A 16386-nucleotide genomic window follows, 5' to 3' on the forward strand; every position below is an offset into this window, starting at 1 on the left:
TCTCCGTACGCCCACGCGCCCCGCGTCACCCACGGCGCGCCCAGCCCCGCCGACAACCTCGCCGACGGCCGCGCACAGCCGGCCCGCGTCAGCGCGTCACCACTGGTCACGCTACGCGACCGACCCGGACGCTGTCCGCATGACGACGGATACCACCACCCGCACCGGTGACCCCGCCGCGCTCGAACCCCTCACCCCCGTACGGCGGATCCGCTCGGTCAGTCGACCAGCCCTCGCGCCCGGCCCTCCACGGACTCGGCGAACCTCACCATCTCCCGGTGATAGGCGGCTCTGTCGGGGTTCGGGAAGCGCACGTTGTGGCGGTGGTAGCGGTGGTAGCCGATGATGAGGGCCGCGTGCTCGATCTCCAGGGGGAGAACGGCACGGTCTTCCATCGTGAGAGGCCGTCTCTTCTCGTAGCCGCGCAGAAGCGCTTCGAACCGCTCGATGGAGAGGAGTCCCGCTCCGTCCTGTGCCAGGCCCACCGCGGCCATGCCGAGATCGAGCAGAGGGTCGTCCAGGGAGACCGTCTCCCAGTCGAGAACGGAAAGGTGCCCGTCGTCCCGGACGACGATGTTGTCGTCGAAGAGGTCACCGTGGACGAGACACGGTTCGCGCCGGGCGCGGAGCTCAGCGACGCGGATCCGGTCGAGGCGCCCCGTCAGCCACCCGGCGAACTCCCGGTCGGGGAAGCCGGGGATCGCGGCAAGCTGTTCGGAGGACAGTCGACGAGCGCCGCGGGGGACGTCCTCCAGGCCGTCGGCCTGAGACGGCAGGCCGTGCAGCTCGGCGAGGAACTGGCCGGCCTCGGGCAGCAGCGTCACCGGCAGGGGCTGTTCGACCCTTCCGGAGATCCATTCCTTCAGCACGAGTCTCCGGCCGCCGACCGGGGTGACCAGGTCTCCGTCCACCGTCGGGACGATCACGCTGGTGGACAGGCCGAGCATGCGCAGGGCGCGAGTGTGGCGGGCCAGGGCCGACGCGCTGCGGTCGTCGTGGTTGTCCAACGCGGTGAGGACGTATCGCCCCTGGTCGGCGTCGAGTCGGAAGCTGGAGTTGGCGGCCCCTCCCGCGAGCGGGGCGATCGCCGGGTTCGTCAACGCGTACCGCTCGGCGACGGCGTTCAGGGCGATCTGATCGGCTGTGGTGTAGTGCGCCACCTGGCTCAGTCTCCTTGGCGTGCGGTAGGCGACTCGCGCCTGCGGTCCTCGACGAGGCCGGCCCAGCGTGCCCGCACCTGGTCGACGGTGTCCAGCCAGGTGGCCCGTGGAAGGCTGTCCGGGGGCTCCTCCCCCGCCATCAGGTGGGTAAGCTCCACGAGATAGGCGAACTCGGTGCCGTTGACGCACTCCCGCGTCAACCGTTCCCGCGCGGTGGTGAGTGCGTCCCTGCCTTCGGTGAGGCGAACGTGGAGGCACTCCGCGAAGCGGACGTACGCCACGGACGAGGTCAGGCCCGCCTCCCGGGCCTCGGTCGCGACTGCTTCAGCTCGCTCGGGGAAGCCGCCCGCGATGCCCGCGTCGCGTACCAGCGCGGCGACGCGGAGGTGGACCTCGGCCCAGCGGATCGCGACGCCCGCGAGGAGCTCCCCGGCACGGTCGATCTGCTCGGCAGCCCGGGGACGGTCCTGGAAGGCCGCGGCGAAGGCGAGGCAGGTCTGCGAGAGCGCGGCCTCACCGGCCTGCCCGGCGGCGAGGGCCTGGTCGCGGGCCGACGCGTAGGAGGCGCAGGCCAGGGCGATGGACCCATGAGCCCAGTGCAGGTCACCCATGACCCGGTCCTGTCGTCCTTCGACGCCGAGACGCGTGGCGGCCTGGAACGCCTGAGGGAAGTCACCAGTCCTGCGGGCGAGGTGCACCAGGCCCCGGCGCGCGGTCGCGGACAGGCGTCCACCGGCGTCGGCAACACGGTGCATGCCTTCCAGGGACGCCCGGAAGTTGCCGAGGTCCCGGTCGCATTCGGCGAGGAAGTAGCGGGGCAGTTCGCTCAGGCTCTCCGGCAGTGCACCGCTGTCGAGGACCACGCGGAGTCGCCGCGCCGTTTGGCCGCGATGGTGACGCTGACGCTGTGCGATGGAGGAGAGCACGGTCGCCAGCGCTTGCGCGGGGGTGAGAGGCCGGTCGTCGGACGGGGCCACCGAGGGCGGCTCGATCGGCTCCCACACGAAGTCGTCGACGTACTGGAAGGCCGCGTCCTCCAGCCATCCGAGCGGCAGGTCGAACTCGTGGGAGAGCGTCAGCCCCTGGCGCAGGGCAGAGACAAGGCGCGCACGGTCGGAGAGATCCTGCTGTCCGACGGCGTCGAACGCCCGCCGCGCGGCTCGTCGCCAGTCCGCTTCCGTCCACCGGTCGTCGCTGGTCGAGTCCATCTCCCGCACCGCTTCACGGACCAGCGAGTGCAGGCGGTACGGCCAGGGCGCGTCGGGGTCGTGGTCGACGAACGGCCGCTCGGTCAAATCCTGCGCGGGAGCGTCGTGGTCAAGGCCTGCGGCGGCGGACGCCAGCGGGACCGAGAAGGTCTCCAGGAGACTCACAGAGCGAAGGACCCGGCGTGTCTCCGGGGCCAGGTCCCGGAAGGTCCGGGCCACGAGAGCGGGGAAGCCGATGTTGAACTCATCAGCCGCGGGCGCGTGTCCCCGGCGTCGGTAGAGGTCGAGGAACCGCATCGCGGCGAGGTCGAGGTAGAGCGGCAGACCGTGGGAGTTGGTCGTGATCAGCCGGCGGGTGGCGTCGTCCATCATCGGCCGTCCGTCACGTGTCAGGCGCTGCGAGAGATACGCCTCGCAGTCCCCGGCTGAAAGATAGCCGACCGTGTGCTGGCGGGGCTCCTGCGTAGCACCGCCGACCAACTGCGGCCAGAACTCGTCGCCAGCCCAGTCCAGCTGCCCTTCGAGGCGCGGGTCGTCCCATTGGAGGCGATTGCGTCCGGTGATGACGAACAGGGTTCCCGGCATCAGCCACACCACACGTTGGACGAGGCGTTCGAGGTCGCGGTGGATCCGGTCGCCGACATCCTCGAAGGTGTCCAGCAGGACGACGAGGGTCGCCCGCTGCCGCCTCGGTACATTGGCCAGGTCCCAGGCGAGAAGGTACGGGTAGAAACTGAGCGCGTCCTGGTCCGGGGTGGCCTCGAGGAGGTCGGCGAACCGGCGGCACCCGGCGAACGCCCTGACCCGGTGCTGCCTCTCCCGCAGGGCGTGCACCACCATGCGTAAGCCTTGGCCGACGACGTTGCCCACCGTGCCCGGAAGAGCCACGGCCTGCGCCACGTCCGCCAGGGCCGACTGCACCTGGCCCGGCAGGTTCCGCGCCCCGGGCAGCCCACTGAGCCGGGTACGGCGCAGAATGTACTCGTCGAGCGGCTCACCCGGATGGTTGTGCTCCCAGTAACGCTGGAGGGCTAGGTCGAACGTCGGCATCGGTCGTCCCAGTTCCGCCGCTGCCAGGCGGATGGCCAGTACCAGGGACTCGAAGTCCGTGCCCGAGTCCCGCGCCAGATCGATCCGCACCGGCACGACGGGGCCGGTCGCCAGATCGACCGCCGGCCAGTGTCCCCGACGGCCGGTCCCCTGCCTCAGGTGCCCGGTCACCTGACGTGAGAGGGTCGACTTCCCGATACCGCCGACACCGTAGAAGGTGAGCACGTTCCGCCGGGGTGCCTCAAGGTCCTGGACGTCGAAGCCCCTCTCCCGCGTCGCGTCCACGAGAACGGATAGCCCCCGGGCGACGGACTGCCACTCGTCGACGCGGTCCGCGAAGTAGTCGACCGCCTTGACCTCCCGGTCGTTGGAACGGAACAGCGCCCTCAGATCCGACCGACCCACTGTGCATCCCCCTTGTCTCGGCAACGGTGCCAGAACAACAGCACGTCTGATGGCCGTCAAGGACGTGTGGAAGAACTTCACGCCGCCCCGGGACCCGGCCGTCACCCACGGCACGCCCGGTCCCGCCGACAACGCCGCCGACAGCCGCGTACAGCCGGCCCGCGTCAGCGCGTCACCACTGGTCACGCTACGCGACCGGCCCGGATGCTGTCCGCATGACGAAGGAAGACACCTCCGGCACCACCCTCACCGGTGCCCCCGAACCCCTCACCCCCGTCCGGCACTTCGGGATGCGGTTCAGTTGCACCCCGCGCGGTGCCCGGCTCGCCCGGCGGCTGGCCGGGGTGCGGCTGGACGCGTGGGGGTGGGCGTACGGCACCGACGCGCACGACGACGTGACGCTGATCGTCGCCGAGCTGTGCTCCAACGCCGTACGGCACGCACGGGTGTCCGGCCGGGACTTCCGGCTGGACCTCGGCGCGCGCCCCGCCCCCGGCGCCTCCCCCCACACCGCCTCAGCCCTCGGCGCCTCCCCCGACGGGAGGGCCGTCGTCCTCCGCGTCGCTGTCACCGACACCGTCGGCGAGCGGTTCCCCGTCACCCGTCCGGTCCGGCCGCTGGACGACACGGGGCGCGGACTCGCGATCGTGGCGGCGCTCGCCGCCCGCTCGGGATGGCGGCCCCGGGAGAGCGGGACGCCGGGGAAGACCGTGTGGGCGGAGTACGCGGCACCGGTCCCCTCCTGACGGGCGGGACGCCGGCCAGGTCCCGCAGGCCCCTCACCAGTCCGTTCCGGCTGATTCGTTCCTCACCCTCAGTGCCCGCGCGTAAGGTGGTGGTGATCGTGTGCGGGGCGGCGGGGCCGGGGGAACCGTCGGCGGGCGTCCCGTGTCTGGCCGTACGGGAGGGGCGCGACCGCCATGAGACCCACACTCGCCGCGCAGGCACTGCGCGACACGGCGGTCGAGTACCTGACCACCACGTTCGCGCTGGCCGAACCGGCCACGCAGGAGGCGCTCACCGACTTCCTCACCGATCCGGCCGACGGCCTCTTCCGGGGGCCGTATCTGCGCGTCCGGCGGCCGTTCCGGTCCGCGCCCGGCGGCTGGGAGCGGCACCTGGACTGGTGGCAGGACGGTTTCCGGCCGTACGCGCACCAGGCGGAGGCCTTCGCTCGGCTCACCACCAAGGACGGGCATACTCCTCAGCCCACGCTCGTGACGACCGGTACGGGGTCCGGGAAGACCGAGTCGTTCCTGGTGCCCGTGATCGACCACTGCCGTCGGGAGCGGGCGGCGGGACAGGCCGGCGTCAAGGCGGTGCTGCTGTATCCGATGAACGCGCTCGCCGGGGACCAGGCGGGGCGGCTCGGCAAGCTGCTGGACGAGGACCCGCGGCTCGCCGAGGTGACCGCCGGGCTGTACATCGGCGAGGCGAGCGCCCGGGGGGCGGCCTCCCCTTACGGGCGGGTGATGGTGGACCGGTCGGAGATGCGCCGTAATCCGCCGGACGTCCTGCTCACCAACTACAAGATGCTGGACCTGCTGCTCCAGCGGCAGCTCGACGCCCCGCTGTGGGCGGACGCGGACCTCGCGTACGTGGTGATCGACGAGTTCCACACCTACGACGGCGCACAGGGCACGGACGTGGCGATGCTGCTGCGGCGCCTCGGCGCGGTCGCCGGGGCGGCCGAGGAGGGGCGGCCACTCGGGTCGGTGTGCCCGGTGGCGACGTCGGCGACCCTCGGCGGGTCCGGGCCGCGGGCCGATCCGCAGACCGCGGGGGCCGGCGGGGCACGGGCCATACTGGACGTGGCCTCGCGGGTGTTCGGCACGTACTTCCCCGACGACGCGGTGATCGGGGAGGACCGGCGGGAGCCGGGTGCCTTCCTGAAGCCGCTGGACGTCTCGCTGCCCGTGCCGCCGCCCGGCGAGGTGGCCGCGCTGCCCGACCCGGCGGCCACGGCCGGCGGGATGGACCGGCTGGCGCGCGCCGTGCTCGGCTGCGACGCGTCCGACGCCCGGGAGCTGGGACGCCGGCTGCTCGCGCACCCGGTGACCCACGAGCTGCTGGCCACGGGGGTGGATCAGCCGCTCACCTTCGAGGAGGTGCTGCGGGGCTTCCCGGCGAGTTCGCCCTGGTGTCCGGTGGTGGAGCAGGACCCGGCGACCGCCGTGGAGGCGCTGGCCCGGTTCGTGGCGCTGGTCTCCGAGGCCCGTGACCCGGACGCCCCAAACGGGGAGCGGCGGCCCCTGCTGCTGGTCGAGAGCCACCTGTGGGTGCGGTCGCTGTCGCGGGTGCTGCGGTTCGTGGCGCCCCGGCCGGTGTTCTCCTGGTCGGACGCCGACCAGGCCGCCGCCTGTGCCGTGGCGTCGGCCGCGCAGGAGGAGCGGCGGCGTTCGGTGCGGCGCTCGGGGCGGCTGCCGTCGGCGTACTGCCGGCACTGCGGGCGGTCCGGCTGGAGCGCCGTGTGCCCCGAGCGCAACCCGTCCGAGTTGGTGACCGCCCCCGATGACGTCTACCGGCTGAGCGCGGGCGGCGGCGCAGGGAAGGCCCGGGTGCGGGCGATGATCGCGGCGACGCCCGCCGAGGCGGCCGAGGAGGCCCGCCGGGCCCTCGCTCGGGCCCGGCGCAGGCGTACGGCGACCTCGCGGGACGCGAGCGTGCTCGTCCTGGAGGACAACGGGGAGCGGCTGCGGCCCGTCGACCCGGATGAAGTCCTGCTGCCCGGCGACCGGATCGCCGACGCCCCGGACAACGGGGTGTTCGTCAAGATGTGGTACCTCCAGTCGGACGCCGACGAGTTCGCCCGGCAGGACCGCTGCCCGGCCTGCGGCCAGGCCCAGGGCATCCGCTTCCTCGGCGCGGGCGTCGCGCCGCTCGCGTCGGTGGCGGTCACCCAGTTGTTCACCGGTGGCGAGCTGCCCGCGAGGGACACCGACGGAAACGACCGGCGACGCACCCTGGTCTTCAACGACTCGGTGCAGGACGCCGCGCACCTGGCCGGGTTCGTGGCCAGCCGGGCGTGGAAGTTCTCCCTGCGTTCGCTGGTCCACGAGCAGCTGGCCGAACAGGCGTCGGAGGACCCGGAGTTCGCGAAGGACGGCGTGCCGCTGAACGAGCTGATCGCCGCGCTGGTGCGGCGGGCGTCGGTGGACAAGGAGAAGCTCCTGGCCTCCGTCGTACCGCCGGACCTGCACGACGTGGACGGGGTACGGCGGCTGCTGGCCGGGCGGAAGCGGTTACCGAAGGGCACGTGGAATCTGGTCGGGGAGCGCCTGGCGTTCAACACGCTGCTGGAGTTCGGGCTGCACGCCCGGCTCGGCCGCACCCTGGAACTGACCCGAACCGTGGCCGCCGAGGTCCACCTGCCCGACCCGGGGACGGCGGCCAGGACCGCCGAGGCCCTCTACGAGGAGGTCCTGCGGCAGCAACTGCCGTTCGACGAGGCGCCGGCCGAGGGGTCCCCCGCCCACCCGGAAGCCGGGGACGGCGGCTTCGACGACCCCCCGGACGACACTCCGGACGGCGGCCCGGACGCGGGCGTGCCGGTCAGGGTGCCCGCGGTGGGGCCCGAACGGCTGCGCCGCTTCGAGGGGTTCGTGCGCGGGCTGCTGGAACACGTCAGGGTCAGCGGCGGGATACGGCACGCCTGGCTGGACACCTTCATCGGCGAGGAGGGCCGCAACCGCTACAGCGTGTGGGGCGGGCGCCCGGAGGGGATGCAGGCGTTCGGGCGGGGCTCCGAGGCCCCGGCGTTCGTCCTCGTCGGCGCACGGGCCGGCCGGAGCGACTTCGAACGGGTCGACACCCGGGAGAGCTGGTACACCGACTTCACGGCCCGCTGCCTGGACATGGACCGCTCCCTGGCCGGCGACTACCTGGCCAGGCTGCTTCCCCGGCTCGCCGAGCCGGGCATCGGCGCGCTGGCGTACCGGCGTACCGGCGAGCAGCGCGCCGGACGCGGCCGGGACCGGGCCGGGGTGTACGGGCTGACCCCCGGACACGTCCGGGTGCGTCCGCTCGCCGACGACGAGACGGCCGCCGCCGCGCTGGTGTGCCGCGAGTGCGGCTGGACGCAGACCGTGCCGCCGGAGCGGGTCCAGGTGTGGGCGGGGCTGCCCTGTCCGCTCAAAGGCTGCGCCGGCGCCCTGCGACGGCCCCCGGCGGCGGACGCCGGGCGGGCCGGACGTGACTTCCGCGGCGACTACTACCGCCGTCTGTACCGGGAGGCCGACCCCTACAGCGTGGTCGCGGCCGAGCACACCGGTGTGCTGACCCGCAGGGAACGCGAGCAGGTCGAGAAGGGCTTCCGCGAAGGGGTCCGGCACACCGACCCCAACGTGCTGTCCTGCACGCCCACCCTGGAGCTCGGCATCGACATCGGCCAGTTGGAGGCGGTGCTGCTGGCCTCGCTGCCGCCGACGACCGCGGCGTACGTCCAGCGGTCCGGCCGGGCGGGGCGCTCCACCGGCAACGCGCTGCTGGTGTCCCTCGCCGACACCAGCCCACGCTCCCTTTACCACCTGGCAGAGCCCCGGCATCTGATCGCCGGGCGCATCCTTCCACCGGGCTGCTTCCTGTCCGCCACCGAGCTGCTGCGCCGCCAGTTCACCGCCCGTCTGCTCGACCTCGCGGGCCGGGGCGGGCTGGAGGGCGTGCTGCCGCTGCCCGACCGGGCTACGGCACTGTTCGGGCGGGCCGGATGGCTGCGCCGGTTCGCCGAGGCCGTCGTCGGCCGGACCGACCTGGTGGACGACTTCCTGCGACTGTTCCCCGAGGTCGAGGGGGTCCCCGACTCGGGGGCGTCCCGTGACGCCCACAAGGAGCTGCGCCGGTACGTGGAGCCGCTGCCCGACGCCGGTGACGCGGCGGCGGCGCGATCGCCCGAGCGGTGGCTGGCCTGGCGGCTGCGGGACGCCGAGACCGCCTGGGAGGCGGAGCGGGCGGAGCTGGTGGACCGGCTCGCCGCGATCGACGAGGCCGCCGAGGCGTTGCACGACACCGTCGAGGACGAGGCCCGCGAGAAGCGGACCCTCGGCCGGGACTCCGTTGCCCAATTCCGAGCGGTCGCCGGTCAGGCTGTGAGCATGTAGGCAAGGCGTTCGAGTCTGCTGGTCCGGGGTCTGCCGAGCGGGGTGGTGCTCCAGTAGGCGTCGAGGCGGATGACGTTCAAGGCGGTGGCGGAGAAGACGTGCTGGAGGCGGACCTTGGCCAGTCCTCGGTAGCGGGCCCGGCGGATTCCGGTCATGTCCAGGGCCTGGTTGATCGTGCCCTCGACCCCCGCGCGCAGCTTGTACTTGTCCCGCCAGGTCTGGGTCTTCTGCACGGCGCGGGCGGTGGCCTGGATCTCGTGCAGCTCTTTCGGCCGCAGGGTGAGCATCCGACTGACCCGCCGGGAGGAAGTGCACTGCGTCCTTGACGGGCAGGCCCGGCAGTCGGTGGAGGCGAACTGGGCGACGATGGCGGGCCTGCCGTGCTGGGTGACCGGATACCACCCGGCGCTGGTGCGACCGGCCGGGCAGGTGACCTGACGGGCCTTCCAGTCGACGCGGAAAGCACTCTTGTCGAACCCCGCAGCGGCCTTGGACTGCGGCGAGTGGTCGGCCAGCAGCGGGGTGACCATCGCGGTCCCGTCCTTGCCGGCGGCGGCCACCAGGTCCACGCTCGGATAGCCGGAGTCCAGATAGTGCTCGCCCGGGCGCAGACCGCGCTCATTCAGGCGCTGCTGGATGCCGGCGGTGGCCTTCACGTCCGGCACCGTCGCCTTCGTGGTGTGCACATCGGTGATCAGGTTCGGCGGCGCCGCGACGCGCTTCCCGCTCCCGGCTTCGGCTTCGGCTTCGGCTTCGGCTTCGGCTTCGGCTTCGGCTTCGGCTTCGGCTTCGGCTTCGGCTTCGGCTTCGGCTTCGGCTTCGGCTTCGGCTTCGGCTTCGGCTTCGGCTTCGGCTTCGGCGGGAGTATGGCAGGTCTCGGTCAAATGAATCTTGTAGCCCAGCCAGAACAGCTCCTCGCCCTTGGCCGCCCACCGCGCATCCGCATCGTAGGGAGAGGCCAGGCGGATATGACCGGGCGGGACGCCGTCCACCTCGGCCTCCCGCTTCCTGATCACCTCCCGTCCCCGCGCGCCGGTCTCGATGTAGTAGGTCTGCACCAGCACCTGCCGCAAAAGCTCAACCGCGGGAAGCTCCGCCAGCCACGGCGGGGCGCCGGGCGCGCGCACCGCCCGGCACAGCATCAGCGCGTCCTGCCCGAACACCACCGCGAGCCGGTCCCGCTTGGTCTTCGAGGCCGGCAGCTTCCACCCGTCCACGCGCGGACCGTAGCGGTGCGCCAGTTCGGTGACATCCACCGCGCCTGCCAGCCACTCGGGCGCGGCTGCGGCCAGCACCTCCAGCGCGGCGCGCACGCTCTCGCCCGCCAACTCCAGCCGGTTCAAGTCCCTCACCGCGCTGATGACATGGGTGGAGTCGCTGCGCTGCTTGCCGCCGGCCGCAACGAGTCCCTCGGTGCGGCAGCACTCCAGGAGCCGGTCGAAGACCAGGCGTTCCATGCCGTGCTCGATCAGGCGTGCGCGGAACTTGGCCAGCACGCTGAAGTCGAAGCCGGGATCGGTCAGCTCGGCGCCGATCGCGTACTTCCAGTCGATCGCGCGTACCGCCATCGCGGTGGCCTGCCGGTCGGTCAGGTCCTCGGTGAACTGCAGGACAGTGACCAGCGAGAGCACCGCCGGGGACAGCCCCGGGGCACCGCGCACCCCGAACGCGTCGGTGTACGGCTCATCGGCGAAGACCGCTTCCATCCGGTCTCGCAGGCGTATCGGCAGGCTCCCGGCCGGGAAAGCGGCCCGGGCCACCCTCGCTGTCTCCTCCGGAACCGCAGGCAGCCCCTCCGGCCGCATCGACATCCGCACCATCCCAGGGCTCGCACCACTCATGACGACACGGCAGATCATCTCCCACTGCGCATCGCCGCCGCGGCGAATTGGGCAACAGAGTCGGCCGGGAGGCCAAAGCCGTGCGCGGACAGTTGCAGACCCTCGCCCAGTCCGGCGCGCAGGCGTTCCTCGTCGAGCGGGGACTGCTGCCCAACTACACCCTGGTGGAGAACGGCGTCCGGCTGGAGGCGGTCCTCACCCGCAAGGAACCGGCCCGGCGGGCCCGGGGGGCGGACGCGGAGCGCGCGCCGAAGAGCCGGTGGCGTACCGAGACACGCCTGTACCAGCGGCCCGCCGAGGCCGCGCTGACCGAGCTGGCACCGGGCAGCTCCTACTACGTTCTCGGCTACCGGCACGAGGTCGACGGGTTCGACCTCGGCGCCCGGCCCCGCGGCGGCGAGCAGACCGCGGACGGCACCGGGGAGGAGAGCCGGCCGGCGATTGCGGTGTGGCGGGTGTGCCCGGAGTGCGGTCACGTCCGCACCGGACGGGACGCCGAGGCGGACACCTCGCCGTGCCCGCGCTGCGCCGGGCCCGGCATCGGCGGCCGGTCGGCACGGTTCTCGGTCATCGTGCCGCGCAAGGTCACCTCCCGTGACCGGCGGGACGACGCCCGCATCATCGACGACCAGGAGTCCCGCAGCCGCCGCTACCACTCGACGGTGACGGCGGTCGACGTCGACCCGGCGGCGGTCAAGGAGAGCTGGCGGCACCAGAGCGCCGTCTTCGGGTTCGACCACGTACGCGAGGCGGTCGTACGCCGTTTCAACCTGGGTCCGTCCAGGCCGGGGCGGCGTCCGGACACGTTCTTCGCCGGGCGTGAGGTGACTGTCAGCCCGTTCACCGTGTGCCCGCTGTGCGGCGGGGCCACCGACCGGGATGCGGGCCATCCGCCCGTGCAGGAGCAGGTGAGCGAGTCGATCGCGGCCCGGCCCGAGCTGGCGCATCACCGGCCCTGGTGTCCCACCCGGCGCCGGGCCCGGCCCGTTCAGACGGCGAACGCGCGGGTGATCACGTGCGCCGAGCACCGCACCGAGGCCCTGCGCGTCCTGCTGCCGGCCGCGACCCTGCAAGTCCCCGAGCGACTCGCTTCGTTCTCCGCCGCGCTCCATCTCGGCCTGGCCCTGCGCTACGGCGGCGACCCCGCGCACATCCGCTCCGCCCCGACCAGCGAACCGGACCGGGCGACCGGTCTGACCCGCAACCACCTGGTGCTGTACGACTCCCTGCCCGGGGGCACCGGCTATCTCCAGCGTCTCGTCGAACGCGACGGCGAGGAGTTCCGGGCCGTACTGGCCCGCGCCCAGTCGTATCTGCGCGGCTGCCCCTGCGGGAAGGAGCCCCGGCGCCGCGCCTGCCATCTGTGTCTGCTCGGCTACGCGCCCGACCGGGACCACGCTCTGCTCGACCGGCGCGAGGCCCTGTGGATGCTGGACGACGTCCTCGGCGTGGACGGGCACAGCCGCTGGGACGTCCGCCGAGCCCGCAAGGAACCGGACGGACGGACCGGAGCCGGTGAGGACGTCGGGGACGTGGACCGCCGACGTTTCGCGAAGCAGGCACAGAGCGACCTGGAGCGGCGCTTCATCGACTGCCTGGACCGGTGGCTGGAGAGCGCCTCCGACGGCGCCGGGGTCGAGCACGAGGAGACGCCGACCGGTCGCCAGGGCAAGCTGTTCACCCTGCGCGGACGGGACGGCTCCCCCGTCCACTGGGAGGTCGTCGCGCAGAAGCCGCTCGATGCCCACGGCACGGTCCCGGACCTGCTGCTGCGCCCCGCGGGCGACACGGCCACCGGTGACGGGCCGCGCCCGGTACCCGTGGCCGTGTATCTCGACGGCTACCGCTGGCACGCCTCCGAAGCCGTCAACCGGATCGCCGGGGACGCGGCGAAACGTGCCCGCCTGCGGGCCGACGGCACGTTGGTGTGGCAGATCACCTGGGACGACGTCATCGCCTGGGAGAAGGAACTGCGCGAGCGGTCCGGGCGCGCCGGCGGCGCCGACGCGGACGAGGCTGCGGGTGCGCTCGCCCCCGCGCTGGCCGGACCGCAGGCGCGAGGCGCCTGGCCTCCGTACCCGGTGGACGGCGACAACACGCCGGGCGGCAAGGCGCGTGCCCGGTGGGTACAGCAGCGGCAGGACCCGGCGTACATGGACCGGCTGTTCGCCGGTGCGATCCCCGCGCTACTGGGGTTCCTGGCCGATCCGGACCCGCGCCGGTGGCAGGTGCTGGCACGGCTCGCCGTGGCGGGCCTGATGAGCATGGCGCGGCGCGAGGACGTCGTCGACGCCGGGCCCGAGGCCGCGGTGCCGTGGGTGGAGGCCGTGCTGCGTGGCGGGGAACGCCCGGCGGTCGGCGGGGACCCGGGGGGGCTGCGGCTGTATCCGGTACGCGACGGTTCGGGGCTGCCCCTGCTGCTGATCGGGGACTCCCGCGTCAGACCGCAGGGGCTGAGCGCACTGGCGGTCCTGGACGACCGTCCGGAGGCCGTCGCCGGTGACGGTGCCGAGCACCGGCGGCGCTGGAAGGCGTGGCTGTGCTGGGGCAACGTCCTGCAGTTCCTCGACCCGTCGGGCGAAGGCCGGGCGGACGGACTGCAGCTGGCCCGCACGGCGCTGGACGCCTTCGACGCCGGCCTGCTGGCCGCGACCGCCGGGCCGGCCGGCGGGCTTCTGGCCGCCCTGCGCGAGGACCAGCAGGGTACCGGGCTGACCGACAGCGGCGCGGTCCCGGCCGGGGCCGTCGCGGAGCCCGAGCGGGGCGCCGACGTCCGCATCACGGGCACCGGCACCGGTGCCGCAGTCGCAGTCGCGCACGCCGACGCCGTCACGCCCACTGCTCTGGAGCGGACGACCGCCTGGCAACTCGTGCTGCGGGAGCTGTCGTACATGGGCGACCCTGCCATCGAGAAGCTGGCGCTCGCGCTCGCGGAGCGGGGGGACGTACCGCCGCCCGAGGCCGGGTGGGACACGCATGGGGTCTCCCGCCCGCTGGAACTGGCCTGGCCCACGGCGAGGATCGCCGTCGTCCTGGCCGAGGACGCGCAGGACGCCGGGTATCTGTCCGAGTGCCACGCCGCGGGCTGGCGGGTCGGGGACGCGGGAGCCTGGAACGAGACCGAGCTGGCCGCCCTGGTCCGCCAGGCACGGTCCGGCGCGACGGACGAGGGAGGCGACGGAGCGTGAACACCCCGGTCAGGACACAGGTCATCCCGACCCCGCAGGCCAACGAGGACATCAAGGGCCTGGCTCCCGGCGACAAGAACGCCGTCGGCGACTTCGTCCGCAGGTTGCGCGCCGACCGCTCCAACCGCGCTCTGCGACTCACCTCGCTGCGGGATGCGGGCCGCAACGGCCGGCTCTTCCTCGCGAGGGTCGACAGCCGCGGGACGGCTCTGCTACTGGAGACCGACGAGAACCGCTTCAGCCTCCTCGCCGTGCGGGTCGGCGACACGGCCCGCGACGAACTCGCCCGGATCACCGTGGAGATCAACGAGATCTCCGGGGGTGTCGAACTCGTGGACCAGAGCGTGGTCAGCCGTGAGGTCGTCGCGCTCCCGCCCCGAGAGGGCGCGGGCAACACCGGGGACGCGGTGCCGTCGCCGGCCGACGGCACCGCTCATCCGGCCCCCCGGTCGCTGCCGGTACCCCTGTTCGCCCGGCACGACGACACGGAACTGCTCCGCCTCGGCGTGTCCGCCTCGCTGCTTCCGGCGCTTCGGCGGATCACGGACCGGGCGCAGTTGGAGACGCTGCTGGGCCACAACCTCCCCGCTCTCACCCGCGACGTCCTGCTCGCCCTGAGCGACGGAATGGAGCCCGCCGACGTCCGGGTCCACATCACCGAGGCGTGGCGCGCCGACGACAAGGTGGATCCGCACGACTGGGCGAAGGCTGCACGCCGGCCGGTGTCCCGGGTCAGCACCGAGGACGCCGCCGTGCTCGGCGCGCTCGGCGACGGGTTCGAAGCCTGGCGGCTGTTCCTCCACCCCGAGCAGCACCGCCTGGCCACTACCTCGTTCAAGGGGTCGGCCAAGGTGACCGGCGGCCCCGGGACCGGCAAGACGGTGGTGGCACTGCACCGGGTGCGCCATCTGGTGGAGCGGCTTCCGCCGGGGCACACCAAGCCGGTGCTGCTCACCACGTACAACACCAACCTGGCCAAGGACCTTCAGGACAGGCTGTACCGCCTCGGCGGTGACAAGCTGGTGCGCCGGGTCGAAGTGAAGTCGATCGACCGGCTCGCCCGTGAAGTCGTCCAGGAGACGCACCCCGGGTCCCCGCTGCCCCCTCCGCTGAGCGACGAGCAGGCGCTGAGCCTCTGGCACACCGTCTGCGCCGAGGCCAAGGTGTACGCGTTCGACGCGGAGTTCCTGGACTGGGAGTTCCGACATGTGATCCTCGCCCAGGGCTGCGGCACCGACCACATGTACCTCCGGGCCGGGCGCAAGGGCAGGGGCGTCCTCCAGCGTCCGCAGCGCCGCCAGGTGTGGGAGCTGGTCCAGCGTTACCGGGCGCATCTGGACCAGCAATACCGCACCACACACGCGCTCATCGCCGACGAGGCCGCCCGTGCGGAGGGCCATCGAATGGCCAGGGTGAACGAGCAGACCCGCTACAAAGCCGAACACGGTGGCCTCGACCTGATCCACCGCGAGGCCGGGAGCGGTATGTGGCTCAAGCCCCGTTACCGGCACGTGGTCGTGGACGAGGCGCAGGACCTGTCCGCGTCCCACTGGCGCATGCTGCGCGCGATGGTGACGCCCGACCGGGACGACATCTTCCTGGTCGGTGACGCCCACCAGCGGATCTATGCCCACCAGGTGGTACTGGGGCGGCTGGGCATCAGCACGCCCGGCCGGGCCTCACGCCGGCTGACGCTCAACTACCGGACCACGCGCGAGATCCTGGGCAGCGCGCAGGGGCTGATGAGCGGCGAGCGGTTCGACGACCTCGACGACGGCCGGGACACTCTCGACGGTTACCGATCCGTGCTCACCGGACTGTCACCGCAGTACTGGCGCGCCCCTGACTGGCAGACCGAGATGCGGGCGATCGCCGTGCTTCTCAGGGAACGCCACGACCGCTACGGAACGCCCTACGCGGCGATGGCGATCGGTGTGCCGTCGCGGGACTCGGCCAGGCAACTGGCCGTCACCCTGGCCGATGAGCGGTACGGCATCCACGCCTGCGAGATCGGCCGGGACATCCCGGCCAGGGTTGACGCCGTACGCATCGGCACGCTGCACGGCTTCAAGGGTCTGGAGTTCCAACGGGTTTTCCTCGCCGGGGTGAGCGAGGGTCTGATTCCGCATCAGCGGCTCGAAACCTACCGGCACGAACAAGTGGAACGCTACCGGCAGGAAGAACAGCAGTCCCGTTCGCTGCTCTTCGTGGCGGCCACACGGGCCCGCGACGAACTGGTGATCACGTGGAACGGGAAGGCCAGTCGTTTCCTCCCGGAGCACGCCATGAGGAGCGCCGGGCACGCCACGGAACTTCTGGTGGACGACGGCCCGCCATCCGGATCGGCAGCGGCATGGTCGGACAGGCAAAGCGGCTCGCACGGCCCGGCCGAGTGCTCTTCGGAAGCCTCCTGACTGCTTGGCTGCGCTCTGGGCCGA

General features: G+C 72.7%; 7 protein-coding genes. 4 read left to right on the forward strand and 3 right to left on the reverse strand.

What is annotated here, in order from left to right:
- Positions 1-218: 218 nt before the first annotated feature.
- A complete protein-coding gene (locus tag HUV60_RS10040) occupies positions 219-1160 on the reverse strand; it encodes a phosphotransferase (protein WP_257847754.1) in 942 nt (313 codons plus the stop codon).
- A 5-nt stretch (positions 1161-1165) separates the two neighbouring features.
- A complete protein-coding gene (locus HUV60_RS10045; RefSeq protein WP_257847753.1) occupies positions 1166-3823 on the reverse strand; it encodes an ATP/GTP-binding protein in 2658 nt (885 codons plus the stop codon).
- Positions 3824-4038: 215 nt separating this feature from the next.
- Here HUV60_RS10045 and HUV60_RS10050 point away from each other — a divergent pair, with 215 nt between their 5' ends.
- Both HUV60_RS10050 and HUV60_RS10055 read left to right on the forward strand, forming a co-directional pair.
- Positions 4039-4569 (forward strand): ATP-binding protein, encoded by a 531-nt coding sequence (locus HUV60_RS10050; RefSeq protein ID WP_257847751.1) that lies wholly within the window; start codon positions 4039-4041, stop codon positions 4567-4569.
- Between the two features lie 174 nt (positions 4570-4743).
- On the forward strand, positions 4744-8919 hold the full coding sequence (locus tag HUV60_RS10055; protein WP_257847750.1) for a DEAD/DEAH box helicase: 4176 nt from the start codon (positions 4744-4746) through the stop codon (positions 8917-8919).
- Here HUV60_RS10055 and HUV60_RS10060 read toward each other — a convergent pair.
- Positions 8901-10679, reverse strand: a complete 1779-nt coding sequence (locus HUV60_RS10060) for a transposase (protein ID WP_269441163.1) — start codon at positions 10677-10679, stop codon at positions 8901-8903. The genes HUV60_RS10055 and HUV60_RS10060 overlap by 19 nt on opposite strands.
- Before the next feature lie 161 nt (positions 10680-10840).
- Between HUV60_RS10060 and HUV60_RS10065 the strand changes: the two genes are divergently transcribed.
- The gene (locus HUV60_RS10065) at positions 10841-13948 is read left to right on the forward strand and encodes a DUF1998 domain-containing protein (protein ID WP_269441164.1); all 3108 of its coding nucleotides are present in this window, start codon (positions 10841-10843) and stop codon (positions 13946-13948) included.
- On the forward strand, positions 13945-16362 hold the full coding sequence (locus HUV60_RS10070; protein ID WP_257847748.1) for a UvrD-helicase domain-containing protein: 2418 nt from the start codon (positions 13945-13947) through the stop codon (positions 16360-16362). Before HUV60_RS10065 ends, HUV60_RS10070 begins: the two co-directional genes overlap by 4 nt.
- Positions 16363-16386 lie beyond the last annotated feature (24 nt).

This window comes from Streptomyces sp. KMM 9044 (assembly GCF_024701375.2).
In the GTDB taxonomy this organism is placed as follows: Bacteria; Actinomycetota; Actinomycetes; order Streptomycetales; family Streptomycetaceae; genus Streptomyces.

Bases quoted from the DNA above. Each gene is read 5' to 3' on its own strand.
- HUV60_RS10055 (WP_257847750.1), top strand. From the start codon at position 4,744: ATGAGACCCACACTCGCCGCGCAGGCACTGCGCGACACGGCGGTCGAG.
- HUV60_RS10050 (WP_257847751.1), top strand. From the start codon at position 4,039: ATGACGAAGGAAGACACCTCCGGCACCACCCTCACCGGTGCCCCCGAA.